At 70.5% G+C, this 24,106-nt stretch carries 23 protein-coding genes; 19 read left to right on the forward strand and 4 right to left on the reverse strand.

Features of this window, described 5'->3' with window-relative positions; translation table 11 throughout:
• The first annotated feature begins 19 nt into the window (after positions 1-19).
• From prmC to ACFC79_RS02840, 15 genes are all read left to right on the forward strand, one after another.
• A complete protein-coding gene (gene prmC / locus ACFC79_RS02770; protein ID WP_376234250.1) occupies positions 20-865 on the forward strand; it encodes a peptide chain release factor N(5)-glutamine methyltransferase in 846 nt (281 codons plus the stop codon).
• A 55-nt stretch (positions 866-920) separates the two neighbouring features.
• Positions 921-1,568 (forward strand): L-threonylcarbamoyladenylate synthase, encoded by a 648-nt coding sequence (locus ACFC79_RS02775; protein ID WP_376234253.1) that lies wholly within the window; start codon positions 921-923, stop codon positions 1,566-1,568.
• Positions 1,565-2,206 (forward strand): protein-tyrosine-phosphatase, encoded by a 642-nt coding sequence (locus ACFC79_RS02780; RefSeq protein ID WP_376234256.1) that lies wholly within the window; start codon positions 1,565-1,567, stop codon positions 2,204-2,206. The genes ACFC79_RS02775 and ACFC79_RS02780 overlap by 4 nt, the downstream gene beginning before the upstream one ends.
• 180 nt (positions 2,207-2,386) lie before the next feature.
• Positions 2,387-3,706, forward strand: coding sequence for a serine hydroxymethyltransferase (gene glyA, locus ACFC79_RS02785; RefSeq protein WP_376234259.1), 1,320 nt, complete (start codon positions 2,387-2,389; stop codon positions 3,704-3,706).
• 155 nt (positions 3,707-3,861) lie between these two features.
• Entirely contained in the window at positions 3,862-5,241 is a 1,380-nt protein-coding gene (locus ACFC79_RS02790; RefSeq protein WP_376234898.1) for an MraY family glycosyltransferase, read from the forward strand.
• A gap of 259 nt (positions 5,242-5,500) precedes the next feature.
• Positions 5,501-5,938: a hypothetical protein gene (locus ACFC79_RS02795; protein WP_376234262.1), complete on the forward strand. Its 438-nt coding sequence runs from the start codon at positions 5,501-5,503 to the stop codon at positions 5,936-5,938.
• A 225-nt stretch (positions 5,939-6,163) separates the two neighbouring features.
• Positions 6,164-6,985 (forward strand): F0F1 ATP synthase subunit A, encoded by an 822-nt coding sequence (atpB, locus tag ACFC79_RS02800; RefSeq protein WP_376234265.1) that lies wholly within the window; start codon positions 6,164-6,166, stop codon positions 6,983-6,985.
• Positions 6,986-7,058: 73 nt separating this feature from the next.
• Positions 7,059-7,289, forward strand: a complete 231-nt coding sequence (gene atpE / locus ACFC79_RS02805) for an ATP synthase F0 subunit C (RefSeq protein WP_030915976.1) — start codon at positions 7,059-7,061, stop codon at positions 7,287-7,289.
• Between the two features lie 51 nt (positions 7,290-7,340).
• Positions 7,341-7,886 (forward strand): F0F1 ATP synthase subunit B, encoded by a 546-nt coding sequence (locus tag ACFC79_RS02810; protein WP_376234900.1) that lies wholly within the window; start codon positions 7,341-7,343, stop codon positions 7,884-7,886.
• Positions 7,883-8,698 (forward strand): F0F1 ATP synthase subunit delta, encoded by an 816-nt coding sequence (locus ACFC79_RS02815; RefSeq protein WP_376234268.1) that lies wholly within the window; start codon positions 7,883-7,885, stop codon positions 8,696-8,698. The genes ACFC79_RS02810 and ACFC79_RS02815 overlap by 4 nt, the downstream gene beginning before the upstream one ends.
• Before the next feature lie 133 nt (positions 8,699-8,831).
• Entirely contained in the window at positions 8,832-10,403 is a 1,572-nt protein-coding gene (gene atpA / locus ACFC79_RS02820; RefSeq protein ID WP_376234270.1) for a F0F1 ATP synthase subunit alpha, read from the forward strand.
• A gap of 3 nt (positions 10,404-10,406) precedes the next feature.
• Positions 10,407-11,321: a F0F1 ATP synthase subunit gamma gene (locus ACFC79_RS02825; protein WP_376234272.1), complete on the forward strand. Its 915-nt coding sequence runs from the start codon at positions 10,407-10,409 to the stop codon at positions 11,319-11,321.
• Complete coding sequence (gene atpD / locus ACFC79_RS02830; protein WP_376234275.1) at positions 11,321-12,763, forward strand: F0F1 ATP synthase subunit beta; 1,443 nt, start codon at positions 11,321-11,323, stop codon at positions 12,761-12,763. The genes ACFC79_RS02825 and atpD overlap by 1 nt, the downstream gene beginning before the upstream one ends.
• A 111-nt stretch (positions 12,764-12,874) precedes the next feature.
• Positions 12,875-13,249, forward strand: coding sequence for a F0F1 ATP synthase subunit epsilon (locus tag ACFC79_RS02835; protein ID WP_376234277.1), 375 nt, complete (start codon positions 12,875-12,877; stop codon positions 13,247-13,249).
• Positions 13,250-13,392: 143 nt separating this feature from the next.
• Positions 13,393-13,839 (forward strand): DUF2550 domain-containing protein, encoded by a 447-nt coding sequence (locus ACFC79_RS02840; RefSeq protein WP_376234903.1) that lies wholly within the window; start codon positions 13,393-13,395, stop codon positions 13,837-13,839.
• 454 nt (positions 13,840-14,293) lie between these two features.
• On the opposite strand, the gene ACFC79_RS02845 is transcribed toward ACFC79_RS02840, so the two are convergent.
• The 3 genes from ACFC79_RS02845 to ACFC79_RS02855 form a co-directional block, all read right to left on the reverse strand.
• A complete protein-coding gene (locus ACFC79_RS02845; RefSeq protein WP_376234279.1) occupies positions 14,294-16,174 on the reverse strand; it encodes a glycosyl hydrolase family 18 protein in 1,881 nt (626 codons plus the stop codon).
• 169 nt (positions 16,175-16,343) lie between these two features.
• Positions 16,344-16,994, reverse strand: coding sequence for a response regulator (locus ACFC79_RS02850; RefSeq protein WP_376234282.1), 651 nt, complete (start codon positions 16,992-16,994; stop codon positions 16,344-16,346).
• Positions 16,991-18,184 carry a sensor histidine kinase gene (locus ACFC79_RS02855; protein WP_376234285.1) on the reverse strand — a complete coding sequence of 398 codons (1,194 nt, stop codon included), beginning with the start codon at positions 18,182-18,184 and terminating at the stop codon, positions 16,991-16,993. The genes ACFC79_RS02850 and ACFC79_RS02855 overlap by 4 nt, the downstream gene beginning before the upstream one ends.
• 150 nt (positions 18,185-18,334) lie before the next feature.
• Between ACFC79_RS02855 and ACFC79_RS02860 the strand changes: the two genes are divergently transcribed.
• The gene (locus ACFC79_RS02860) at positions 18,335-18,898 is read left to right on the forward strand and encodes a hypothetical protein (protein WP_376234288.1); all 564 of its coding nucleotides are present in this window, start codon (positions 18,335-18,337) and stop codon (positions 18,896-18,898) included.
• Positions 18,899-18,943: 45 nt separating this feature from the next.
• Here the strand turns inward: ACFC79_RS02860 and ACFC79_RS02865 are convergent, their stop codons facing one another.
• A complete protein-coding gene (locus tag ACFC79_RS02865) occupies positions 18,944-19,516 on the reverse strand; it encodes a cob(I)yrinic acid a,c-diamide adenosyltransferase (protein WP_376234290.1) in 573 nt (190 codons plus the stop codon).
• A 304-nt stretch (positions 19,517-19,820) separates the two neighbouring features.
• Here ACFC79_RS02865 and ACFC79_RS02870 point away from each other — a divergent pair, with 304 nt between their 5' ends.
• The 3 genes from ACFC79_RS02870 (at position 19,821) to ACFC79_RS02880 (ending at position 24,083) form a co-directional block, all read left to right on the forward strand.
• Entirely contained in the window at positions 19,821-20,669 is an 849-nt protein-coding gene (locus ACFC79_RS02870) for a 3-hydroxyacyl-CoA dehydrogenase family protein (protein ID WP_376234293.1), read from the forward strand.
• Between the two features lie 232 nt (positions 20,670-20,901).
• Positions 20,902-21,225 carry an STAS domain-containing protein gene (locus ACFC79_RS02875; RefSeq protein WP_376234295.1) on the forward strand — a complete coding sequence of 108 codons (324 nt, stop codon included), beginning with the start codon at positions 20,902-20,904 and terminating at the stop codon, positions 21,223-21,225.
• Between the two features lie 296 nt (positions 21,226-21,521).
• Positions 21,522-24,083, forward strand: a complete 2,562-nt coding sequence (locus tag ACFC79_RS02880) for an ATP-binding protein (protein ID WP_376234297.1) — start codon at positions 21,522-21,524, stop codon at positions 24,081-24,083.
• The last annotated feature ends 23 nt before the right edge of the window (positions 24,084-24,106 follow it).

Consider the following 24,106-nt stretch of genomic DNA (forward strand, 5'->3'; position numbering starts at 1 on the left):
ACCCCGTACGGAGTACGCGATGAACCTGCTGCTCGCCGAGGTGGCCCAGGCCACCCAACGGCTGGCCGACGCCGGTGTGCCGTCACCGCGATTCGACGCGGAGGAGCTCGCCGCGTTCGTGCACGGCGTCAAGCGGGGCGAGCTGCACCGTGTGCCGGACGCCGACTTCGACGCCCGCTACTGGGAGGCCGTCGCCCGCCGCGAGGCCCGCGAACCGCTCCAGCACATCACCGGCCGCGCCTTCTTCCGCTACCTGGAGCTCCAGGTCGGCCCCGGTGTCTTCGTGCCCCGCCCGGAGACCGAATCGGTCGTCGGCTGGGCGATAGACGCGGTGCGCGCGATGGACGTCGTCGAACCGACCGTCGTCGACCTGTGCAGCGGATCCGGCGCCATCGCCCTGGCCATGGCCCAGGAGGTGCCCCGCTCGCGGGTGCACGCCGTGGAACTCTCCGACGACGCCCTCAAGTGGACCAGGAAGAACGCCGAGGGGTCCAGGGTCACGGTCCACCACGGAGACGCCCTGACGGCGCTGCCCGAGCTCGACGGCCAGGTCGACCTGGTCATCTCGAACCCGCCGTACATCCCGCTCACCGAATGGGAGTACGTGGCGCCCGAGGCCCGCGACCACGACCCGGAGATGGCGCTCTTCTCCGGCGAGGACGGCCTCGACACCATCCGCGGCATCGAGCGCACCGCCCACCGCCTGCTGCGCCCCGGCGGCCTCGTCGTCATCGAGCACGCCGACACCCAGGGCGGCCAGGTGCCGTGGATCTTCGCCGAGGAACAGGGCTGGGCCGACGCCGCCGACCACCCCGATCTGAACAACCGACCGCGGTTCGCCACGGCCCGCAAGGCCATGCCGTGACCGGCGGTCCCCACCCGCACGCCCCGTACCCGTACACGCTCCAGGAGGCCGGCTGATGGCACGGCGATACGACTGCAACGACGCGACCGACCGCATCACCGGTCTGCGCGAGGCCACGTCGGCCGTCCGCCGCGGCGAACTGGTCGTGCTGCCCACGGACACCGTGTACGGCATCGGCGCGGACGCCTTCAGCACCGAGGGCGTCGCCGACCTGCTGGCCGCCAAGGGCCGTGGCCGCAACATGCCGACGCCGGTCCTGATCGGTTCCCCGAACACCCTGCACGGCCTGGTCACCGACTTCTCCGAGCAGGCGTGGGAGCTCGTCGACGCCTTCTGGCCCGGCGCCCTCACGCTCGTCGCCAAGCACCAGCCGTCGCTCCAGTGGGACCTCGGGGACAGCCGCGGCACCGTCGCCATCCGGATGCCGCTGCACCCGGTCGCCATCGAACTGCTCACCGAGTTCGGCCCGATGGCCGTCTCCAGCGCCAACCTCACCGGGCACCCGGCCCCCGAGAACTGCGACGCCGCCCAGGAGATGCTCGGCGACTCCGTCTCCGTCTATCTCGACGGCGGACCGACACCCGGCATCGTGCCGTCGTCCATCGTCGACGTGACCGGCAAGGTCCCCGTGCTGCTGCGCGCCGGCGCACTCTCGGTCGAGGAACTCCGCAAGGTGGTACCCGACCTCGAGGTGGCGAATTGACCGCCCCCGAGGGGCGTGGCATAGCGGCGCGGACCGACACCTTCCGCATCCTCCACGTCAGCACCGGCAACGTCTGCCGCTCACCGATCACCGAGCGGCTGACCCGGCACGCCCTGGTGGACCGCCTCGGCGATCCGCTGCAGGGCGGACTGATCGTGGAGAGCGCGGGCACCTGGGGCCACGAGGGCGCGCCCATGGAGGACAACGCCGAGGCCGTCCTCACCGACTTCGGCGCCGACCCCACCGGCTTCGTCGGCCGGGAGCTCCTCGACGAGCACGTGATCCGCGCCGACCTGGTGCTCACCGCCACCCGCGACCACCGGGCGCAGGTCATCTCCATGGGCCATTCGGCGGGCCTGCGGACCTTCACCCTCAAGGAGTTCACCCGGCTGGTCCGCGCCATAGACCCGGCCACCCTGCCCGACCCGCGCGACGAGGGCGTCGTCGCGCGCGCCCGCGCACTGGTCCGGGCCGCCGCCGCGCTGCGCGGCTGGCTGCTCGCGCCCACCGTCGAGGCCGACGAGGTGTACGACCCGTACGGCGCCCCGATCACGTTCTTCCGGTCCGTCGGCGACGAGATCAACCAGGCCCTGGACCCGGTCGTCACCGCACTGACCGGCGTACCGGCCCCGCACTGACCGGCGCCCGCCCGCGACCGGGCCGGCCTCGCCGGGAACCGCTCCGACGGCCGCACGCGAACGGGGTGCGAGGCAGGGCCCAACGGGCGTACCCCCGGCGCCGCACGGCGGGCAGGGGGCCCGGCACGGGCCTACATTGGTGCTGACGCCAGCGCACCCACTCCAGGCCCGGAGCCCCCGATGCCGGTCACCACGCCCGCCGCTCCCTCCTCCGCCCCCGGCACGACCCTCCCGCAGGACTTCGGCGCCCTGCTCCGGGAGGATCCGGAGATCGCCGCCGTACTGCTGGGGGAACTGAACCGGCAGTCGGACACCCTGCAACTGATCGCCGCCGAGAACTTCACCTCTCCCGCGGTCCTCGCCGCCCTCGGCTCGCCGCTCGCCAACAAGTACGCCGAGGGCTACCCCGACGCCCGCTACCACGGCGGCTGCGAGCACGCCGACGCCGCCGAACGCATCGCCCGCCGCCGCGCCACCGCCCTCTTCGGTGCCGAGCACGCCAACGTGCAGCCGCACTCCGGCTCCTCCGCCGTCCTCGCCGCCTACGCGGCGCTGCTGCGCCCCGGGGACACGGTGCTCGCGATGGGGCTCCCGTACGGGGGCCACCTCACCCACGGCTCACCCGCCAACTTCTCCGGCCGCTGGTTCGAGTTCGTCGGGTACGGGGTGGACCCGGAGAGCGGCCTGATCGACTACGCGCAGGTGCGTGCCCTGGCCCGCAGACACCGGCCCAAGGCGATCGTCAGCGGCTCGATCGCGTACCCCCGGCACCCCGATCACGAGGTGTTCCGGGAGATCGCCGACGAGGTGGGCGCCTACCTCATCGCCGACGCCGCGCATCCGATGGGGCTGATCGCCGGGGGAGCGGCGCCGAACCCGGTCCCGTACGCCGACGTGGTCTGCGCGACCACGCACAAGGTGCTGCGCGGGCCGCGCGGCGGGATGCTCCTGTGCGGCGCGGAGCTGGCCGAGCGCATCGACCGGGCGGTCTTCCCGTTCACCCAGGGCGGCGCGCAGATGCACACGGTCGCCGCCAAGGCCGTCGCGTTCGGCGAGGCCGCCGCTCCGGCGTTCGCCGCCTACGCCCACCGGGTGGTCGCCCACGCCCGCGCACTGGCCGCCGGTCTGGAGGCGGAGGGCTTCGAGATCACCACGGGCGGCACGGACACCCACCTGATCGTCGCGGACCCGGCCCCGCTGGGCGTCGACGGGCGGACCGCCCGGGACCGGCTGGCGGCGGCGGGGCTGGTGCTGGACGTCTGCGCGCTTCCCCACGACGACGCCCGGGGCATCCGGTTCGGCACCGCGGCCGTCACCACGCAGGGGCTGGACGAGGCGGACATGGCCCGGCTGGCGGTGCTCTTCGGGGCGGCGGTGCGGGGCAGCGGCGAGAACGTCCGGGCGGAGGTCCGGGAACTGGCGCGTGCCCATCCGCCCTACCCGGGGCACGGCGTTCCGGGCGGTGTCGCGGGAGGTGGTCCGTCCACCGGCCGGGCCTGATCCGGCGCCGGGACCGGGACCCGGCACGGCCACGTCCGACGGCTGCTTCCGTCGAACCGACCATGGAACCACGCGATGGTGCCCGGTGTCCTGCACAAAGGGGCGAATTTTTCGGAGCGTCTAAGGTTGAGGGCTGAGATGGTCGGCGAAAGACTCTGGGGCAGCCTGTGCGTGATTACCTGCTGACACTCTGTGTCACGGCTGCCGTGACCTATCTGCTGACCGGTCCGGTGCGCAAGTTCGCCATCATGGTCGGGGCGATGCCCGCGATCCGCGCGCGCGACGTCCACCGGGAACCGACACCTCGGCTCGGCGGCATCGCCATGTTCGGCGGGCTGTGCGCGGGGCTGATCGTCGCCGCCCACCTCTCCAACCTGGACTGGATCTTCCAGTCCTCCAGCGAACCGCGGGCGCTGCTCTCCGGGGCCGCCCTGATCTGGCTGATCGGTGTCCTGGACGACAAGTTCGAGATCGACGCCCTGATCAAGCTCGGCGGGCAGATGATCGCCGCCGCGGTCATGGTGCTCCAGGGCCTCACGATCCTGTGGCTGCCGATCCCCGGCATCGGCACGGTCGCCCTCACCCAGTGGCAGGGCACGCTGCTCACGGTCGCCCTGGTCGTCATCACCATCAACGCGGTGAACTTCGTCGACGGGCTCGACGGCCTCGCGGCGGGCATGGTGTGCATCGCCTCGGCGGCGTTCTTCCTCTACACGTACCGGCTCTGGTACGGGCACATGATCGAGGAGGCGGCACCCGCCACGCTGTTCACGGCCATCCTGATGGGCATGTGTCTCGGCTTCATGCCGCACAACATGCACCCGGCCCGGATCTTCATGGGCGACTCGGGGTCGATGCTGATCGGCCTCGTGCTGGCGGCCGGCGCGATCTCCGTCACCGGGCAGGTCGACCCGGACACGATGAAGCTGTTCGCGGGCAGCGAGCGCGAGGCCACCCACGCGATGCTGCCGGTCTTCATCCCGCTGCTGCTGCCGCTGACCATCATCGCGATCCCGGCGGCGGACCTGGTGCTGGCGATCGTGCGGAGGACCTGGAACGGTCAGTCGCCGTTCGCGGCGGACCGCGGCCACCTGCACCACCGGCTGCTGGAGATCGGCCACTCGCACAGCCGCTCCGTGCTGATCATGTATTTCTGGTCGGCGCTGATCGCGTTCGGGGCGGTCGGATATTCCGTGCACTCGACATCGCTGTGGATCGTGCTGGTGGTGATGGGGCTCAGCGCACTGGGGCTCGTTCTCCTGCTGATGCCTCGGTTCACTCCGAAGGCGCCGTACTGGGCGGAACGCTTTCTTCCGCCGCGCTACCGGCGTCGCAGGGGTGGCGGCGGGGACCCCGCGGCACCCGGGGGAGAGGCCCAACTGGGCTCCACGGCAGCGGAGATGGGGCAGAATGGGCCAGGTCACCAGGAGCGCGCGCAGACCGTCGTCATGGGTGTGTCCGGCGTCAATGGGGCAACGGCAGTGGGCACTCGTTCGCGTTTTTCGGACAGACGTGCGGCCGATTCGCCCCGCTGACTATTCGGATATCGGTGGGCAATACCAGGCAAGATGACGAGTTGCCTTGCTCACACGCGCATATTCACTCTCATGTGTGACAGCAAGCACAGGTCAGAGTAAAGACCTCATCAAATAGTTTGTGATACCGTTCACTAAGCCCGGTGACGGAGTTGAAGGACTTGAGTACCACGGTCCAGCAGCCCGAGGCATCGACTCGGACCGGGTCATGCTCGTCCCTGACGACGTACCGACCATCCCCTGCAAGCGGAGCTGCCCCATGCCGTCCAACGACGCCCGGACTCTCCTCCAGACCGCCGTACCCACCGCTGCCGCCGGCGTCGTCGCCGCTGTGATCAGCGGCGTTGTCGCGGGTGGCAAGGGAGCCCTGGGCGCGGTCGTGGGGACGCTCGTGGTGATCCTCTTCATGGGGATCGGGCTCGTGGTCCTGCAACGGACCGCCCGGTCGCTGCCCCACCTGTTCCAGGCGATGGGGCTGATGTTGTACACGGCCCAACTTCTCCTGCTGTTCATCTTCGTCGCCGCATTCAAGAACACCACGGTGTTCAACCCGAAGTCCTTCGCGATCACCCTGGTCGCGGCGACTCTGGTGTGGATCGGCGCACAGGCGCGTGCGCACATGAAGGCCAAGATCCTCTACGTCGAACCCGAGTCCGACAAGAGCGAGAAGCCCCAGAACGCCGGGTCGAAGTCGTGAAGGGTAGGGGCGGGATAAGCGAGGGTTCAAGACCCTGCTATCGTCCGGTTCCAACTGCGGCATTGCGGGCGCGGGCATGTGAGCTGACGCCTGCTCGATCGCGAGGCTCATTGCCTGACTGCCGCTCACACATCCGTAACACCAGTCCAGTGCCGAACCGCGGCTGCGCGCCGCGCCGACACAACGAGGTTGCCGTACCTATGCGCCACGCTGAAGGAGCCCGCGGTGAGTGCTGACCCGACACAGGTGCTCGCCTTCGAGACCGATTGCCACATCTTCGACGGTTGTGGTTTCCCGGCACCCGGCTTGCACTCGTTCCTGTTCGAACCCCTCTGGGGCGACGCGGACAGCAACCTGTACTTCAACAAGCCGATGCTGCTGGCCCTGCTCGGGTCGCTCATCGTCGTCGGTTTCTTCTGGGCCGCCTTCCGCAAGCCCAAGGTCGTTCCGGGCAAGCTGCAGATGGTCGCCGAGACCGGTTACGACTTCATCCGCCGCGGCATCGTCTACGAGACGCTCGGCAAGCGCGAGGGCGAGAAGTACGTCCCGCTCATCGTCTCGTTGTTCTTCTTCGTCTGGATGATGAACCTCTGGTCGATCATCCCGGTCGCCCAGTTCCCGGTGACGTCGATCATCGCCTACCCCATCGTGCTGGCGCTGATCGTCTACATCCTGTGGGTCAGCCTGACCTTCAAGCGCCACGGCTTCGTCGGCGCCTTCAAGAACTTCACCGGGTACGACAAGTCGCTCGGTCCGGTGCTGCCGCTGGCCATGCTGATCGAGTTCTTCTCGAACCTGCTGGTCCGGCCCTTCACCCACGCGGTGCGACTCTTCGCGAACATGTTCGCAGGCCACACCCTGCTGCTGCTGTTCACGATCGCCAGCTGGTACCTGCTCAACGGCATCGGAATCGCCTACGCGGGCGTCTCCTTCGTGATGGTCATCGTGATGACCGCCTTCGAGCTCTTCATCCAGGCGCTTCAGGCGTACGTCTTCGTCCTCCTGACCTGCACCTTCATCCAGGGCGCGCTCGCCGAGCACCACTGAGCATCCCGCACCCGACCCTTAGTCGTCCGGTGGCCAACCCCCACCGGTCCGTGAAAGAGAAGGAAGAACTGGCATGTCCCAGACCCTTGCTGCCGTCAGCGGCTCCCTCGGCTCCATCGGTTACGGCCTCGCCGCCATCGGCCCCGGCGTCGGCGTCGGCATCATCTTCGGTAACGGCACCCAGGCTCTTGCTCGTCAGCCCGAGGCCGCCGGTCTCATCCGCGCCAACCAGATTCTCGGCTTCGCCTTCTGTGAGGCGCTCGCCCTCATCGGTCTGGTCATGCCGTTCGTCTACGGCCAGTGATCTTCGGATCCACGACCAGTCCACTAGACGAAAGGCAATGACGTGAGCCAGATGCTTACGATCGCGGCCGAGACGGAAAACCCTCTCATTCCGCCGATCCCCGAGCTCGTCATCGGCCTCATCGCCTTCCTCATCGTCTTCGGCTTCCTCGCCAAGAAGCTCCTCCCGAACATCAACAAGGTTCTGGACGAGCGCCGCGAGGCCATCGAAGGCGGTATCGAAAAGGCCGATGCGGCCCAGACCGAGGCCCAGAGCGTCCTTGAGCAGTACAAGGCTCAGCTCGCCGAGGCCCGCCACGAGGCCGCGCGCCTGCGCCAGGAGGCGCAGGAGCAGGGCGCCGTGATCCTGCAGGAGATGCGGGCCGAGGGCCAGCGGCAGCGCGAGGAGATCATCGCTGCCGGCCACGCCCAGATCGAGGCCGACCGCAAGGCCGCGGCCGCCGCGCTGCGCCAGGACGTGGGCAAGCTCGCCACCGAACTGGCCGGCAAGCTCGTCGGGGAGTCCCTGGAGGACCACGCCCGGCAGAGCGGCACCGTCGACCGGTTCCTCGACGAGCTCGAGGCGAAGGCCGACGCGAAGGCCGAGGCCGTCCGATGAACGGCGCGAGCCGCGAGGCACTGGCTGCCGCCCGTGAGCGTCTCGACGCGCTGACCGACAGCACGTCGGTCGACGCGGCGAAGCTCGCCGACGAGCTGGCCGCGGTGACGGCGCTGCTCCAGCGCGAGGTTTCCCTGCGACGGGTCCTCACCGACCCGTCGCAGGCCGGCGAGGCCAAGGCCGAGCTGGCCGGACGGCTGCTGAGCGGTCAGGTGGGCGGCGAGACCGTCGACCTGGTCTCCGGCATGGTCCGTTCCCGCTGGTCGCAGTCGCGCGACCTGGTCGACGCGGTCGAGGAACTGGCGAACATCGCGGACCTCACCGCCGCCCAGCGCGACGGGGACCTCGATGACGTCGAGGACGAGCTGTTCCGGTTCGGCCGGATCGTCGCCTCGGACAAGGAACTGCGCGCCGCGCTGACCGACCGGTCCGCGTCCGCCGTCGCCAAGGGCCAGCTGCTGCACAGCCTGCTGGGCGGCCGGGTACGGCCCGCCACCGAGCGCGTCGTCGTGCGGCTCGTCACCCAGCCGCGTGGACGTAGCCTGGAAGCGGGACTCGAGTCCCTGTCCAAGCTCGCCGCCGAGCGCCGGGAGCGCATGGTCGCCGTGGTCACCTCCGCGGTGCCGCTGAGCGACCGGCAGAAGCAGCGCCTCGGTGCCGCACTGGCGAAGATCTACGGTCGGCCCATGCACCTGAACCTGGACGTGGACCCCGAGGTCCTCGGCGGGATCGCGGTGCAGGTCGGTGACGAGGTCATCAACGGCACCGTCGCGGAGCGCCTCGCCGAGGTGTCCCGCCGCATGGCCGGCTGACGGACGCAGCAACAGAACAGAGCAAGACCAGCGGCCCGGTTGGGCCGTGCAGAAACTGCAGAAGATTCCTGGGGGTCGGCCCCCAGACCCCCTTAAGAAACTTCGGGCCCAACAAGGAGAGCAGGGAACCCAGATGGCGGAGCTCACGATCCGGCCGGAGGAGATCCGGGACGCACTGGAGAACTTCGTCCAGTCGTACAAGCCGGACGCGGCCTCGCGCGAGGAGGTCGGTACGGTCAGCGTTGCCGGCGACGGCATCGCGAAGGTCGAGGGTCTTCCCTCGGCCATGGCGAACGAGCTGCTGAAGTTCGAGGACGGCACCCTCGGTCTCGCCCTCAACCTCGAGGAGCGCGAGATCGGTGCGATCGTCCTCGGCGAGTTCAGCGGCATCGAAGAGGGCCAGTCGGTGCAGCGCACCGGCGAGGTGCTCTCCGTCGGCGTCGGCGAGGGCTACCTCGGCCGCGTCGTCGACCCGCTCGGCAACCCGATCGACGGCCTCGGCGAGATCGCGACCGACGGCCGCCGCGCCCTCGAGCTGCAGGCCCCCGGCGTCATGGTCCGCAAGTCGGTGCACGAGCCGATGCAGACCGGCTACAAGGCCGTCGACGCCATGGTGCCGATCGGCCGCGGCCAGCGTCAGCTGATCATCGGTGACCGTCAGACCGGCAAGACCGCGCTGGCCGTCGACACGATCATCAACCAGCGCGACAACTGGCGCTCGGGCGACGTCAACAAGCAGGTGCGCTGCATCTACGTCGCCATCGGTCAGAAGGGCTCCACCATCGCCTCCGTGCGCGGTGCCCTGGAAGAGGCCGGTGCGCTGGAGTACACGACCATCGTCGCCGCCCCGGCGTCCGACCCGGCCGGCTTCAAGTACCTCGCGCCGTACACCGGTTCGGCCATCGGCCAGCACTGGATGTACCAGGGCAAGCACGTCCTGATCATCTTCGACGACCTCTCGAAGCAGGCCGACGCCTACCGTGCCGTGTCGCTCCTGCTGCGCCGTCCGCCGGGCCGCGAGGCATACCCGGGCGACGTCTTCTACCTCCACTCGCGTCTGCTGGAGCGCTGCGCCAAGCTCTCCGACGAGATGGGCGCCGGTTCGATGACGGGCCTCCCGATCGTCGAGACCAAGGCGAACGACGTGTCGGCGTTCATCCCGACCAACGTCATCTCCATCACCGACGGCCAGTGCTTCCTGGAGTCCGACCTGTTCAACGCCGGTCAGCGTCCGGCCCTGAACGTCGGTATCTCGGTCTCCCGCGTCGGTGGTTCCGCCCAGCACAAGGCGATGCGCCAGGTCTCCGGCCGTCTCCGTGTCGACCTCGCCCAGTACCGCGAGCTGGAGGCGTTCGCCGCCTTCGGTTCCGACCTGGACGCGGCCTCGAAGGCGTCGCTGGAGCGCGGTAAGCGCATGGTCGAGCTGCTGAAGCAGGCGCAGTACAGCCCGTTCCCGGTCGAGGAGCAGGTCGTCTCCATCTGGGCCGGCACCAACGGCAAGATGGACGACGTCCCGGTCGAGGACATCCGCCGCTTCGAGACGGAGCTGCTGGAGTACCTGCGCCGCGAGCGCAAGGACCTCCTCACCAGCATCCGCGAGGGCGCCAAGATGTCCGACGACACGCTGCAGGCGATCGCCGACGCCGTCGCCGACTTCAAGCGGCAGTTCGAGACCTCGGACGGCAAGCTCCTGGGCGAGGGCTGATCGATGGGCGCTCAGCTTCGCGTTTACAAGCGCCGCATTCGCTCCGTCACCGCCACGAAGAAGATCACCAAGGCGATGGAGATGATCGCCGCCTCGCGCATCGTCAAGGCGCAGCGTCAGGTGGCGGCGTCGACGCCGTACGCCACCGAGCTCACCCGCGCGGTGTCGGCGGTGGCGACCGGCTCCACCACCAAGCACCCGCTGACCACCGAGGCCGACAGCCCGGCCCGGGCCGCGATCCTGCTCGTCACGAGCGACCGCGGTCTGGCCGGCGGTTACTCCTCCAACGCCATCAAGGCGGCGGAGCGGCTGACCGAGCGGCTGCGCGGTGAGGGCAAGGAGGTCGTCACCTATGTGATCGGCCGCAAGGGTGTCGCCTACTACGGATTCCGCGAGCGCAAGATCGAGGATTCGTGGACGGGCTTCACCGACAGCCCGACCTACGCGGATGCCAAGCGTGCCGCCGCCCCGCTGATCGAGGCGGTGTCCAAGGAGACCGCCGAGGGCGGCGTGGACGAGCTGCACATCGTCTTCACGGAATTCGTGTCGATGATGACGCAGAACCCGGTCGACGACCGGATGCTGCCGCTCAGCCTCGGCTCCGCGAAGGACGAGGACGGCAAGGGCGAGATCCTGCCGCTGTTCGAGTTCGAGCCGTCGGCGGAGGACGTCCTCGACGCCCTGCTTCCGCGGTACGTCGAGAGCCGCATCTACAACGCGCTGCTCCAGGCCGCCGCTTCCGAGCACGCCGCCCGTCGCCGTGCGATGAAGTCGGCGACCGACAACGCCGGTGAGCTCATCAAGACGCTCTCCCGGCTGGCCAACGCGGCCCGCCAGGCCGAAATCACCCAGGAAATCAGCGAGATCGTCGGTGGTGCCAGCGCGCTGGCCGACGCGACCGCGGGGAGTGACAAGTAATGACGACGACAGTTGAGACGGCCGTTGCCACGGGCCGCGTCGCCCGGGTCATCGGCCCGGTCGTCGACGTGGAGTTCCCCGTCGACGCGATGCCGGACATCTACAACGCGCTGACCGTCGAGGTCGCCGACCCGGCCGAGGAGGGCAAGCTCAAGACGCTGACCCTCGAGGTCGCGCAGCACCTCGGTGACGGCCTGGTCCGTGCCATCTCCATGCAGCCCACCGACGGTCTGGTCCGCCAGGCCCCGGTGACGGACACCGGCGACGGCATCAAGGTTCCGGTCGGCGACATCACCAAGGGCAAGGTCTTCAACACCCTCGGCGAGATCCTGAACAAGCCGGAGGCCGAGGCCGAGGTCACCGAGCGCTGGGCGATCCACCGCAAGGCGCCCAACTTCGACCAGCTCGAGTCCAAGACCGAGATGTTCGAGACCGGCGTCAAGGTCATCGACCTGCTCACCCCGTACGTCAAGGGTGGGAAGATCGGTCTGTTCGGTGGTGCCGGTGTCGGCAAGACCGTGCTGATCCAGGAAATGATCTACCGCGTCGCCAACAACCACGACGGTGTGTCGGTGTTCGCGGGCGTCGGTGAGCGCACCCGTGAGGGCAACGACCTCATCGAGGAGATGACCGACTCCGGCGTCATCGACAAGACGGCGCTCGTCTTCGGTCAGATGGACGAGCCGCCGGGCACGCGTCTGCGCGTCGCGCTGGCCGGTCTGACCATGGCGGAGTACTTCCGCGATGTGCAGAAGCAGGACGTGCTCTTCTTCATCGACAACATCTTCCGGTACACCCAGGCCGGCTCCGAGGTGTCCACCCTGCTCGGCCGTATGCCGTCCGCGGTGGGTTACCAGCCGAACCTTGCCGACGAGATGGGTCTGCTGCAGGAGCGCATCACGTCGACCCGCGGTCACTCGATCACCTCGATGCAGGCGATCTACGTCCCCGCGGACGACCTGACCGACCCGGCCCCGGCCACCACGTTCGCCCACCTCGACGCGACGACGGTTCTCTCCCGTCCGATCTCCGAGAAGGGCATCTACCCGGCCGTGGACCCGCTGGACTCGACGTCCCGCATCCTGGACCCGCGGTACATCGCCGCGGACCACTACAACACGGCCATGCGTGTCAAGGGGATCCTCCAGAAGTACAAGGACCTCCAGGACATCATCGCGATCCTCGGTATCGACGAGCTGGGCGAGGAGGACAAGCTGGTCGTCCACCGTGCCCGTCGCGTCGAGCGCTTCCTGTCGCAGAACACCCACGTCGCCAAGCAGTTCACCGGCGTGGACGGTTCGGACGTCCCGCTCGACGAGTCGATCGCCGCGTTCAACGCGATCTGCGACGGCGAGTACGACCACTTCCCCGAGCAGGCGTTCTTCCTGTGCGGTGGCCTGGAGGACCTCAAGGCCAACGCCAAGGAGCTCGGCGTTTCCTGAGCCGACGGCTCACCGAGGGGGACGGGCGCGTCCCGTCCCCCTCACCACGCCCCGTAGAATTGACCCAACACCCGGTCGGCCCCGGCCGGGTGGTGACCCGAGGAGCCACCCTTGGCTGCTGAGCTGCACGTCGAGCTGGTCGCCGCGGACCGCAGTGTCTGGTCCGGCGAGGCCACCCTGGTCGTCGCGCGCACCACGTCCGGCGACATCGGCGTCATGCCCGGTCACCAGCCGCTTCTGGGTGTGCTGGAATCGGGCCCGGTGACGATCCGCACGAGCGACGGCGGCACCGTGATCGCCGCGGTGCACGGCGGTTTCATCTCGTTCGCGGACGACAAGCTGTCGCTGCTCGCGGAGATCGCCGAGCTGGCGGACGAGATCGATGTCCAGCGCGCCGAGCGTGCGCTGGAGCGTGCGAAGGCGGACACGGACGCCGCTTCCGAGCGGCGCGCCGAAGTGCGACTGCGCGCGGTGGCGGTGCGCTAGCGCACCGCGACGACGTAGCTTTACCCTCAGCCGCGGCACGGCCTGGAGACCCCTCCGGACCGTGCCGCGGCTGAGGCGATGCAGGTGGGCACGAGAAGTTCTGGTGTTTTCCGTTACTCGACGACGCGAGGAGGTCGGTGGAGATGTTCCTCGCGCTGTGGGTGGGCGGGCTGGTCGTCGCACTGGTCCTGATCGGACTTTTCGTCTTCGGCCTGCGCCGAAGGCTGATCCAGCGCTCCGGCGGGACCTTCGACTGCAGTCTGCGGTGGAACGTGCCGGAGGAGCCCGATCTCTCGGGCAAGGGCTGGGTGTACGGGGTCGCCCGGTACAGGGGTGACCGGATCGACTGGTTCCGGGTCTTCTCCTACGCGCCCCGCCCGCGCCGGACCCTGGAGCGTTCCGCGATCGAGGTGATCGGCCGCCGGATGCCCGAGGGCGAGGAGGAACTGGCGCTGCTGTCGGACGCCGTGGTGCTCGGCTGTCTCCATCGGGAGACCCGCCTTGAGCTGGCCATGAGCGAGGACGCACTTACCGGTTTCCTGGCCTGGCTGGAGGCGGCTCCGCCCGGCCAGCGCGTCAACGTGGCCTGAGCGGCCGTCCGCGGGTTCTCGGGGGAGCGGCCGGTTGCGCGGGGCGGCGTCGGCCATGCTCCGGAGTTCGTCGCGGCCGACACCGTTCGCGGCTCGCACCGCGATGCCGGATGCCGAGGTGGTTGCGCAGCGGGCCGGCAGTCCCGGACCGGTCTTTGGAGGAGGTCGCCGACGCCGTGGTTTTCCTTGCGTCGGGGCGGAGCGGCTTCATCACCGGTTCGAGCCTGCACGTCGGCGGCGGGCCGAAACGGATCCGAGTGCCCGGCCGGTATCCGGTGGACCCCTTCGAGCAGCGGGCCTTCCGGGCCTCCCGGCCCCCCGGGCCTCCTGGGGCGGCCGGGACGGTTGCGGCCCGGCCGCGGGAGCGGGTGCTCACGCACGAAAACCGGGGAGACAGGGGGCGGACCTGTCTCCCCGGTGGCTTTCCGGAGGGGTGTGCGCAGTGCGCGGTGGGTTACTTCAGACCGCTGTTGATCGCGCCGACCAGCTCGCCGTCGGCGGTGTCACCGCTGAACTCCCAGAAGAACGCGCCTCCCAGGCCCTGGCTCTTCGCCCAGTTCATCTTGGACGTGATGGTGGCCGGGGTGTCGTAGCTCCACCAGTTGGTGCCGCAGTGCGCGTACGCGGTGCCCGCGACGGTTCCGGTGGTGGGGCAGCTGGTCTTGAGGATCTTGTAGTCCTCGATGCCGGCCTCGTAGGCACCGGGGGCGGCGCCGGTGGCGGTGCCGCCGGGGGCGTCCTGGGTGACGCCGGTCCAGCCGCGGCCGTAGAAGCCGATGCCGAGGAGCAGCTTGGACGCGGGGACGCCCTTGGCCTTCAGCTTGGCGATGGCGTCGGCGGAGTTGAAGCCGGCCTGCGGGATGCCGTCGTAGGAGGTCAGCGGGGAGTGCGGGGCGGTCGGGCCCTTCGCGTCCCAGGCGCCGAAGAAGTCGTACGTCATCACGTTGTACCAGTCCAGCGGCTGGGCGGCACCGGCGTAGTCGGCGAGGTCCATCTTGCCGCCCTCGGAGGCGTCGGCGGTGATGGCGGCGGTCACCAGGTTGTTGCTGCCGAACTTGGCGCGGAGGGCCGTGGTGATGGCCTTCAGGGCGTTCGGGCCGCTGGTGTCGCAGGTCAGGCCGCAGGCGTTGGGGTACTCCCAGTCGACGTCGATGCCGTCGAAGACATCGGCCCAGCGGGGGTCCTTCACCAGGTTGTAGCAGGAATCGGCGAACGCGGCCGGGTTCTTCGCCGCGTCGGCGAAGCCGCCGGACCAGGTCCAGCCGCCGAACGACCACAGGACCTTGATGTGCGGGTACTTCGCCTTGAGCTTGCGCAGCTGGTTGAAGCTGCCGCGCAGCGGCTGGTCCCAGGTGTCCGCGACGCCGTCGACGGACTTGTCCGCGGTGTACGCCATCTCGTAGTCGGCGTAGGAGTCGCCGACGGTGCACTTGCCGCCCTGGACGTTGCCGAAGGCGTAGTTGATGTGCGTGATCTTCGCGGCGGAACCCGACGTGTCGAGGTTCTTGACGTGGTAGTTGCGCTGGTAGACACCCCAGTCGGCGAAGTATCCGAGGTTGACCTTGCCGCCGGTGCCCGGGCCGGGCGGGGTGCCGCCGTCCCCGGTGGTGCGGACCTTGACCGCGCCGCTGACCGGGCCGGTCTGGTCTGCGGTGTCCCGGGCCCGCACGGTGTACGAGTAGTCGGTGCCCGCGGTGAGACCGGTGTCGGTGTGCGTCGTGCCGGTGACCGTGGCGACGACCGCGCCGTCGCGCAGGACGTCGTAGTTCTTGATGCCGTTGTCGTCGGTCGCGGCGGACCAGCTGAGCTTGACCGAGGTGTCGGTGATGGCGCTCGCGGTGGGGGTGCCCGGCGCGGAGGGGGCGTTGTCGCCCGGGACGCTGCCGCCGTCGCAGGAGGCTCCGTTGAGCTTGCAGCCGGTGGGGGCGCCGGTGCCGGTGCCGTTGAAGCCGAAGGTGACGCTGGCGCCCGGTGCGACCGAGCCGTTCCAGCCGAGGTTCTTGGCGGTCCAGTGGGTGCCGGAGCTGGTGACGGTGGCGTCCCAGGCCGAGCCGACCGCGGTGCCCGAGGGGAAGTCCCACTCGATGGTCCAGGAGGACAGGGCGGTGGTTCCGGTGTTCTTCACCGTCCACTGGCCCTCGAAGCCGCCTCCCCAGTCGGACTTCTTGAGGAAGGTGGCGGTCGCCGAGGTGGCGGCCTCGGCGGGGGAGGCCAGGCCGACCATCGCGGCGAGCGGAAGGAGCAGCGCGGTGACGCCCGCGACCGCTCTGGATCTGGTGGCTCTCCCGGTCCCGAGTCTGAATCGGGTCCGGCGTAGGGGGGTTTCAGTGCTCAACGGTGCTCCTCGGTCGAGGTCCGGACATCGGGGTGGTCCGTGGACTGCAAACCCTGCGCCGCCCAGAGCACGCTTTGTCATGGCGCACTCACCGCAGTGTGTGTGCGGCGAGATTAGGAAGGTCTGGACCAATCGTCAAGAGGTCCAGACCAAAGATCACGAGTGAACGTCAGACATTCAACTCCTGTGCCAGCACGGCCGCCTGAAGTCTGCTGCGCAGCTTCAGCTTGCCCAGTACCCGGCTGACGTGCGTCTTCACGGTCGCCTCGGCCATCGACAGCCGCACCGCGATCTCCGCGTTCGACAGCCCCGCGCCGAGGCAGCCCAGCACCTCGCGTTCCCGTCGGGTCAGGGGGGCCAGCACCGCCGGATCAGGCGTGTGCGCCGAGCGCGCGGACGTCGCACCGGCGAATTCGGCGATCAGGCGGCGCGTCACCGCCGGGGCGATCAGGCCCTCGCCGCGCGCCACGGTGCGCACCGCGTCGAGCAGGTCGCGCGCGTCGGTGTTCTTCAGCAGGAAGCCGGCCGCTCCGGCCCGCAGCGCGCCGAAGACGTACTCGTCCAGGTCGAACGTGGTGAGCACCAGCACGTCGGCCAGTCCCTCGCCCGTCACCTGCCGGGTCGCCGAGACCCCGTCGAGGCGCGGCATCTGAACGTCCATCAGCACCAGGTCCGGCCGGAGCTCGCGGGCCAGGCGCACGGCCTCCTCGCCGTCCGCGGCCTCGCCGACCACCTCGATGTCCGCGGCGCTGCGCAGGATCAGCACCAGTCCGGCGCGTACGGCGGACTGGTCCTCGGCGACCACCACACGGATCGTCATGACGTCATATACCCTTCGTCCACGGGCAGTTCCGCCCGCACTCGCCAGATCCTCGTACCGTCGACACCGTCCGAGGGCCCCGTCTCGATCACTCCGTCCAGCAGGGCCACCCGCTCCCGCATTCCCACCAGGCCGGCCCCCGATCCCGGCGCACGCGGCTCCGGACGGTCCGCGTACGTGCTGCTGATCTCCACCGTGAGCGACTGTCCGGACCGGCCGAGGCGCACCGCGACCGGGCCGGGTGCGGCGTGCTTCAAGGCGTTCGTCAGGGACTCCTGGACGATCCGGTACGTGGCGAGTTCGACCGGCGCGGGCACGGGCCCCGGCTCCGTACGGGTGTCCTCGAAGGTGCAGGTCAGCCCGCTCGATCCGGCATTCGCAGCGGCCTGTTCGACCAATGCGTCCAGCGAGCCGAGGGTTGGCGAGGCGCTCGGCCCGGCCTTGTCGCCGGTGCGCAGCAGACCGATCAGCCGGCGCATCTCGGCGAGACCCTCGACGCTGTTCTCCCGGATCACCGCCAGCGCGTCGCGGGAGGTGCCCGGGTCGTCGATCGAGAGCGCGGCGGTGGAGTGGATGGCGATCGCCGAGAGGTGGTTCGCCACCATGTCGTGCAGCTCGCGCGCCATCCGGGCCCGCTCCGCCGCCACCGCCTGGGTGCGGTCCATCTCGGCCAGCAGCGCGGTCTGTTCGGCGCGCAGCCGGGCCGCCTCGGCGGCGTCGCGGTGGTTGCGCACGCTGACGCCGGTGATGGCGGGACCGAAGGAGATCACACCGATGACGACCCCGACGATCAGCGCCTGAGGGGTGCGGAACCATGCCAGGAGACCGATCGTGGTGGCGACCGTGATCAGGAACGCGGCCACCGGGATGCGGCGTGCGGCGGACGGCGTCCCGTACACCACGGCCGCGTACACCAGGTCGGTGAACAGCACGACGGTTGCCATGTTCCCGGTCGTGAACTGGTCCGCGACCAGGGCGGGCGTGCCGACGGCCAGCGCCGTCCGCGGAGCGGTCCTGCGGACCAGTTCGAGGCCGCACACGACGGCGAGCGGCAGCAGGGACGCCCAGGACGGGGCGAGCGGCCCCTCGCCCTGGGTGTGCAGCCCCAGCGTCCACATCAGCAGACCGCCGAGGAGGCCGATGACCGCGATGAGCACGTCGTGGCGGTGCGGGCGGGGGAAGGGGAGCACGCCTCCATCCAACACGCCGGTCCGGCCCGGGGCCTCCGTGCGGGGAGTGATGTCCCCGTACATCGAAGGATGCAGTCGGCTGTCGTCACCGCAGACGACGATTCCGCGGCGCGCGGCCGGGAGGCTGGAGGAGGAGGAAGGAGAACAGTCGTGATCGTCACGCTCATCGTGCTCTGCGAGGTCGCCTTCTGGGTGCTGCTCGCCCTGGGGCTGGTGCTGCGGTACCCGGCGAGGAAGCCCCGCCTGGGTGCCGCCGTGCTGCTGTGCGAGCCGCTGCTGGAGGTCGTGCTGCTGGTGGTGACCGCGATGGATCTGAGGAACGGGGCCCAGGCCGACTGGAAACACGGGCTCGCCGCCGTCTACATCGGCTTCACGGTCGGGCTCGGCCACTCCACGATCCGCTGGGTCGACGCCCGGGTCGCCCACCGCTTCGCGGGCGGTCCGCCGCCGGTGAAGCCGCCGAAGTACGGCGCGGCGCGTGCCGCGCACGAGTGGCGGGTCGCCGCACGGTGGACCGTCGCCGCGGTGACGGCGCTGGCGCTGCTCCAGGCGGCGGTCTGGTACGTCGGCGGGGACGGCGACGTGTCGTCGTTGCAGGCGTGGCAGCAGAAGATGCTGCTGGTGATCGGGATCAACGTGGTCATCGCGGGGAGCTACACGCTGTTCCCGAAGCAGGAACCGGCACAGGGGCGGGAGCCCGCCTCGAAGCGGTGACCCCGCCGGGCGGCCCGTTCGGCGGGACGCGGTCCCGGCGGACGGCTAGCGTTCCCCGCCCGGCACCCACAGCACGTCGCCGACCTCCTTGTTCGCCGTCCGCGCGAGGATGAACAGCAGGTCGGAGAGGCGGTTCAGGTACGTCGCGGTCAGCGCGTTCATCACCTCGCCGTGCACCTCCAGGGCCGCCCAGGTGGACCGCTCGGCGCGCCGGACCACCGTGCATGCCTGGTGCAGGAGCGCGGCCCCGGGTGTGCCGCCCGGCAGGATGAAGCTGCGCAGCTTCTCCAACTGCTCCAGGAAGTGGTCGCAGTCCGCCTCCAGCTTGTCGATGTAGCCCTGCTCCACCCGCAGCGGCGGGAACTTGGGGTTCTCGGCGACCGGCGTCGACAGGTCCGCACCCACGTCGAACAGGTCGTTCTGCACGCGGACGAGAACCTTCACGACGTCCTCGGGCAGCCGGCCGAGGGCGATCGCCGTACCGATGACGGCATTGGCCTCGTTCGCGTCGGCGTACGCGGCGATCCGCAGATCGGTCTTGGCGGTCCGGGACATGTCACCGAGGTGGGTGGTGCCCTTGTCGCCGGTGCGGGTGTAGATGCGCGTCAGATTGACCATGCCGTCAGCGTAGGCCGGTTTGCCGGAGCGTGCGTCGTCCGGCCGGAGGCCGGGCCCGGCCGTTCGCCCACCGGGCCGCGGGACGCGGTGCGCGGGACGGGCGGACCCCTCAACTGGGCCCGACACGCCGCCGCGTGGGGCATGCCGGTGTGATGTCCGTCATGTGAGACGTGACGCGCATCTCTTAGCGGTCACAGGACCTCCCGCGAGTACTAGTGTCCGCCGAAGAGCATGTGAACAACCGTTATGACCGGGGCCGTGCAGGGACAGCTGCAGAGGCGAACAGAAACCGAGGGGTGCACACGTGGCCAGGAAGCTCGCCGTCATCGGAGCCGGACTCATGGGATCCGGCATCGCGCAGGTCTCCGCCCAGGCGGGCTGGGACGTGGTGCTGCGCGACGTCACCGACGAGGCCCTGACCCGTGGGCTGAACGGCATCGAGGCCTCGTACGACAAGTTCGTCTCCAAGGGGAAGCTGGCGGCGGCCGACGCCGAGGCCGCGCTCGCCCGCATCACCACCACCACCGACCTCGACGCGGTCGCCGACGCAGATGTCGTCGTGGAGGCCGTCTTCGAGAAGCTTGAGGTCAAGCACGAGATCTTCCGGTCCCTCGACAAGATCGTCCGGGACGACGCCGTGCTCGCCTCCAACACGTCCGCCATTCCGATCACCAAGATCGCGGCAGTGACGGAGCGCCCCGAGCGCGTCGTCGGTGTGCACTTCTTCTCGCCGGTTCCGATGATGGGGCTGTGCGAACTCGTACGCGGCTACAAGACCAGCGACCAGACCCTCGCCACCGCGCGGGAGTTCGCCGAGTCCGTCGGCAAGACCTGCATCGTCGTCAACCGTGACGTGGCGGGCTTCGTCACCACCCGGCTGATCTCGGCGCTCGTCGTCGAGGCCGCCAAGCTGTACGAGTCCGGCGTCGCCACGGCCGAGGACATCGACATCGCCTGCAAGCTGGGCTTCGGACACGCCATGGGTCCGCTCGCCACGGCGGACCTGACCGGCGTCGACATCCTGCTGCACGCCACGAGCAACATCTACACCGAGTCGCAGGACGAGAAGTTCGCCGCACCGGAGCTGATGCGCCGGATGGTGGATGCCGGTGACATCGGCCGCAAGAGTGGGCAGGGCTTCTACACGTACTGATCTTTTTCGGTCCTCCGGCCGCCCGATATGCCGTCGGTCGGGACCGGAGGACCGGGGGTTTCCTCCGGAACGGCCGGGTCCATGCGGGCCCGTCCGGGCCGAGTCACTCTGCGGAGTGAATTCGGCACCGGTTCGCTTACAGACGGCAACTTCCCTGTCTCCGCCGCAGTCAGTTGTGGGAGAGACAGAACAGACAGACGAAAATGCAACGGAGCATTCCCGGGGAGCGCATATGCACATCAGGGGCGATCACGCCGAACTGGTCGTCGGGGGCCGCCTCGACGTCCGAAGCGCGGCGGACGCCCGTACGGCCCTGCACTCGGCGCTCGACGACGGAGTCGGCGACCTGGTGCTCGATCTGACCGAGCTGGACTCCTGGGACGCCACCGGACTCGGCGTCATCATGGGGGTGCACCGCCGGGCCGGGCGGGCCGGACGCCGACTGGTTCTCCGGGGCGTGCCGCCGCAGATGCAGCGCCTGCTGGTCGCGACCCGGCTGCACCGCATCCTCGCCATCGAGGGCGGGATCGCCGCGGACTCCCTGCCGCGCGTGTAGTACCCCGGCCGCCGGTGCGGCACCCCGGCCCGGCCGTACGGGCGCGACCCGTCCGTATCTCTCCGGCTCCCGCCTTCCGGGGCGCCCGATGCGCACGAACGGCATATTCCGCGCGAGAATGTGCGCATCGGACGGCACGGCCCCCCGACTGCGTGGGGCCACCGGTCGACGGTCTAGGGTTCGGCCCGTCCGCCGATTGACGGGACCCACCGGGCGGACACCGGACCGGAAGCCACAGCAGGGCGTGCGAGGCCGGGAGGGAGAACCGTGCGCGAGGCGTCTGGGGGGCTTGGGCGATGGACCCGACACACCGGGGAACGGAAGAACACGGACCGGACGGCGACGGCCCCGGCGGGGCGACCGAGCGACCGCGTCTCCCCGCTGATCCGGCCGGGAGCCCCCGGCCCCGCCCGAGCAGGGAAGAAACCATGACCCCGGAATTCGGCCGGCGAACCTCGCACCCGGCCCGTGTCGTCCGGGTCATATCGGGCGACTACCTCCTGACCGTCAACCCGGTCGACGGCAGCGAGGTCGAACTGTGCCCGCCGGGCGAGCAGCCCGCGCCCCCGCGCCGGCGCACCGCGACCGAGCGCGCCGACCGCGAGCGCGCCACCGCACCCCCCGTGCCGCCGGGTCCGCCCGCCCCCCAGCCGCCCCTGCTGGAGCGCACGGAAGAACGCGAACGGCTGGTGCGCCTGCTGGCCCGCGGACGCTCCGTGCGGCTCACCGGGCCGGCCGGCTCCGGACGCACCGCGCTGCTGGACGCCGTCGCCGCCGACTGCGCCGATTTCGCACCGGACGGCGTCGTACGGCTCTCCGGACACCGGCGGACCGCCACCGATCTGCTGCACGCGCTCTTCGAGGCCGTGTACGACGCCCCGCTGCACCGCCCCGACCGCCCGGACCTCCTCGACCACGTCCGACGCATAGGCGCCGTCGTCGTCCTCGACGACCTGGAGTTCGGCGGGGCGGCCCTGGAGGAACTCCTCGACGTCACACCGGAGTGCGCCTTCCTGTTCGCGGCGACCCCGGACATCGCCGCGCCCACCGCGGAGTCGCAGCTCGAAGAAGTTTTCCTCGCCGGGCTCGGCCGCGACTGCTCCATCGACCTGCTGACGCGGGTGGTGGAGCGTCCGCTCACCGAGGAGGAGACCAACTGGGCGGGGGACCTCTGGTTCGAGTCCGAGGGGCTGCCGCTGCGTTTCGTCCAGGCGGGTGCCCTGCTGCGCCAGCGCGACGCGCTGCGCGCCGAGCCAGGCGACCACGACCGTTGTGACCCGCACGACGCCCCCGCCGATCGCCCGGCGGAACCGCCCTTCGGACACGACGAGGCCACCGACGGTGCGCATGTGCCGCTGCCCAGCCTCGGCGAGGGGGCCGCGCCCGCCGCGCTGCTCGCGTCGCGGCTGAGCGGACCCGCCCGCGACACCCTGCGCTTCGCGGTCGCGCTCGGCGGAGAGGTGCCGCACCAGGCGCATCTGCCGGCCCTGGTGGGGGACACCCACGCGGACGCCGCGCTGGGGGAGTTGGCCGGCTGCGGGCTGCTCTCCCCGGCCGGTTCCCGCTACCGGCTGGCGGCCGGGGCACTCACCCAACTGGAGGCGGCCGGATACGGCGAGGCCGGCGCGGAACGGGCCCGGACGGCTGCCCAGCACTACGCCTGGTGGGCCGGCCACCCCTCGGTCACCCCGGATCGCGCGGTGGCCGAGGCGGACGCCCTCGTCGCCGCCATGGCGGGGCTCGTCCCCGGTGACGGGGCAGGGCAGACCAGCGCGGCCGTGCTGCTGGCCCGCAGCGCCGCCCCCGCGTTCGCCGCAGGGCTGCACTGGGGCGCCTGGGAGAAGGCCCTGCGGATCGGACAGGAGGCCGCCAGGATCGCCGGGGAGGTCGCCGAAGAGGCGTACTTCCACCATGAGTTGGGCGTCCTCGCGCTCTGCGCGGGCAACCCGGACCGGGCCAGGGCGGAGCTGGAGACGTCGATCGGCATGCGCGGGGCGCTCGCCGACAAGACGGGCGCGGTGGCCGGACGCCGGGCGCTCGCTCTGGTCGCCGACCTCTCCGGCGGACCGCTCCCCGGCGGGGCGCCGTCCGCCGGTCCGCTGCCGGGCGGCCCCGTCACGACGATCGAGGAGGCGCCGGCCGAGCGGTACGAGAAGCCGACGCCGCCGATCGGGCCGGCGGCGGTGACGCAGCGGCTGGGACCGGGGTACGACGCGGACACCACCGCGGTGATCTCCCGGCAGGGTGCCCCGGCCGCCGCCCGCGGCGCGCGCAGGGGCCCGTTCGGGCTGGTCACGACGGCCCGGCGCAATCTCGTCGCGGTGGGGGCTGGCACGCTCCTCGCCGCCGTCCTCGGCACCGTGGTGGTGCTGGGCCTCACGTCCGACGGCGAACCCCGGGGCAATCCCGGTGTCACGACCGAGAAGTCGGCGAGTCACGACAGCGGGAACGGGGACCCGGACGACGGGACGGAGAGCGGATCAGGGCCGCGGGACACCTCGTCCGGCGGCGATGTGGCGACGCCCGGTCCGTCCGGCAGCCAGGACGCGCCGAGCGGGAGCGGCACGCCGTCCGCCGATCCGACGGACCCGGACTCCGGCCCCTCGTCGGGCACGCCCTCCGACGAGGAGTCGCCCTCCGGCCCGTCGACGGGAACGCCCGACCCGACGAAGCCGCCCACGCCGACGCATTCGCAGAGCCCGAGCCCGAGCGATACGGAGAGCGGCACGCCCGACCCGACGGACCCCACCACGGAGGAACCCCCGGAGTCCTCGCCGGACACCTCCGACTCGGCGAGCGGGCCGTCCTCGTCCTCGGCGTCGCAGGAGAGCACGGACGGCGACCCGGTGGCGGCCTGAGAGCCGCGCCGGAGGGCGCGGTC

Source organism: Streptomyces sp. NPDC056061 (assembly GCF_042266885.1).
Taxonomy (GTDB): Bacteria; Actinomycetota; Actinomycetes; order Streptomycetales; family Streptomycetaceae; genus Streptomyces.

Bases quoted from the DNA above. Each gene is read 5' to 3' on its own strand.
- prmC (WP_376234250.1), top strand. From the start codon at position 20: ATGAACCTGCTGCTCGCCGAGGTGGCCCAGGCCACCCAACGGCTGGCC.
- ACFC79_RS02775 (WP_376234253.1), top strand. From the start codon at position 921: ATGGCACGGCGATACGACTGCAACGACGCGACCGACCGCATCACCGGT.
- glyA (WP_376234259.1), top strand. From the start codon at position 2,387: ATGCCGGTCACCACGCCCGCCGCTCCCTCCTCCGCCCCCGGCACGACC.
- ACFC79_RS02795 (WP_376234262.1), top strand. From the start codon at position 5,501: ATGCCGTCCAACGACGCCCGGACTCTCCTCCAGACCGCCGTACCCACC.
- atpE (WP_030915976.1), top strand. From the start codon at position 7,059: ATGTCCCAGACCCTTGCTGCCGTCAGCGGCTCCCTCGGCTCCATCGGT.
- ACFC79_RS02810 (WP_376234900.1), top strand. From the start codon at position 7,341: ATGCTTACGATCGCGGCCGAGACGGAAAACCCTCTCATTCCGCCGATC.
- ACFC79_RS02815 (WP_376234268.1), top strand. From the start codon at position 7,883: ATGAACGGCGCGAGCCGCGAGGCACTGGCTGCCGCCCGTGAGCGTCTC.
- atpA (WP_376234270.1), top strand. From the start codon at position 8,832: ATGGCGGAGCTCACGATCCGGCCGGAGGAGATCCGGGACGCACTGGAG.
- ACFC79_RS02825 (WP_376234272.1), top strand. From the start codon at position 10,407: ATGGGCGCTCAGCTTCGCGTTTACAAGCGCCGCATTCGCTCCGTCACC.
- atpD (WP_376234275.1), top strand. From the start codon at position 11,321: ATGACGACGACAGTTGAGACGGCCGTTGCCACGGGCCGCGTCGCCCGG.
- ACFC79_RS02840 (WP_376234903.1), top strand. From the start codon at position 13,393: ATGTTCCTCGCGCTGTGGGTGGGCGGGCTGGTCGTCGCACTGGTCCTG.
- ACFC79_RS02850 (WP_376234282.1), bottom strand. From the start codon at position 16,994: ATGACGATCCGTGTGGTGGTCGCCGAGGACCAGTCCGCCGTACGCGCC.
- ACFC79_RS02865 (WP_376234290.1), bottom strand. From the start codon at position 19,516: ATGGTCAATCTGACGCGCATCTACACCCGCACCGGCGACAAGGGCACC.
- ACFC79_RS02875 (WP_376234295.1), top strand. From the start codon at position 20,902: ATGCACATCAGGGGCGATCACGCCGAACTGGTCGTCGGGGGCCGCCTC.
- ACFC79_RS02880 (WP_376234297.1), top strand. From the start codon at position 21,522: ATGGACCCGACACACCGGGGAACGGAAGAACACGGACCGGACGGCGAC.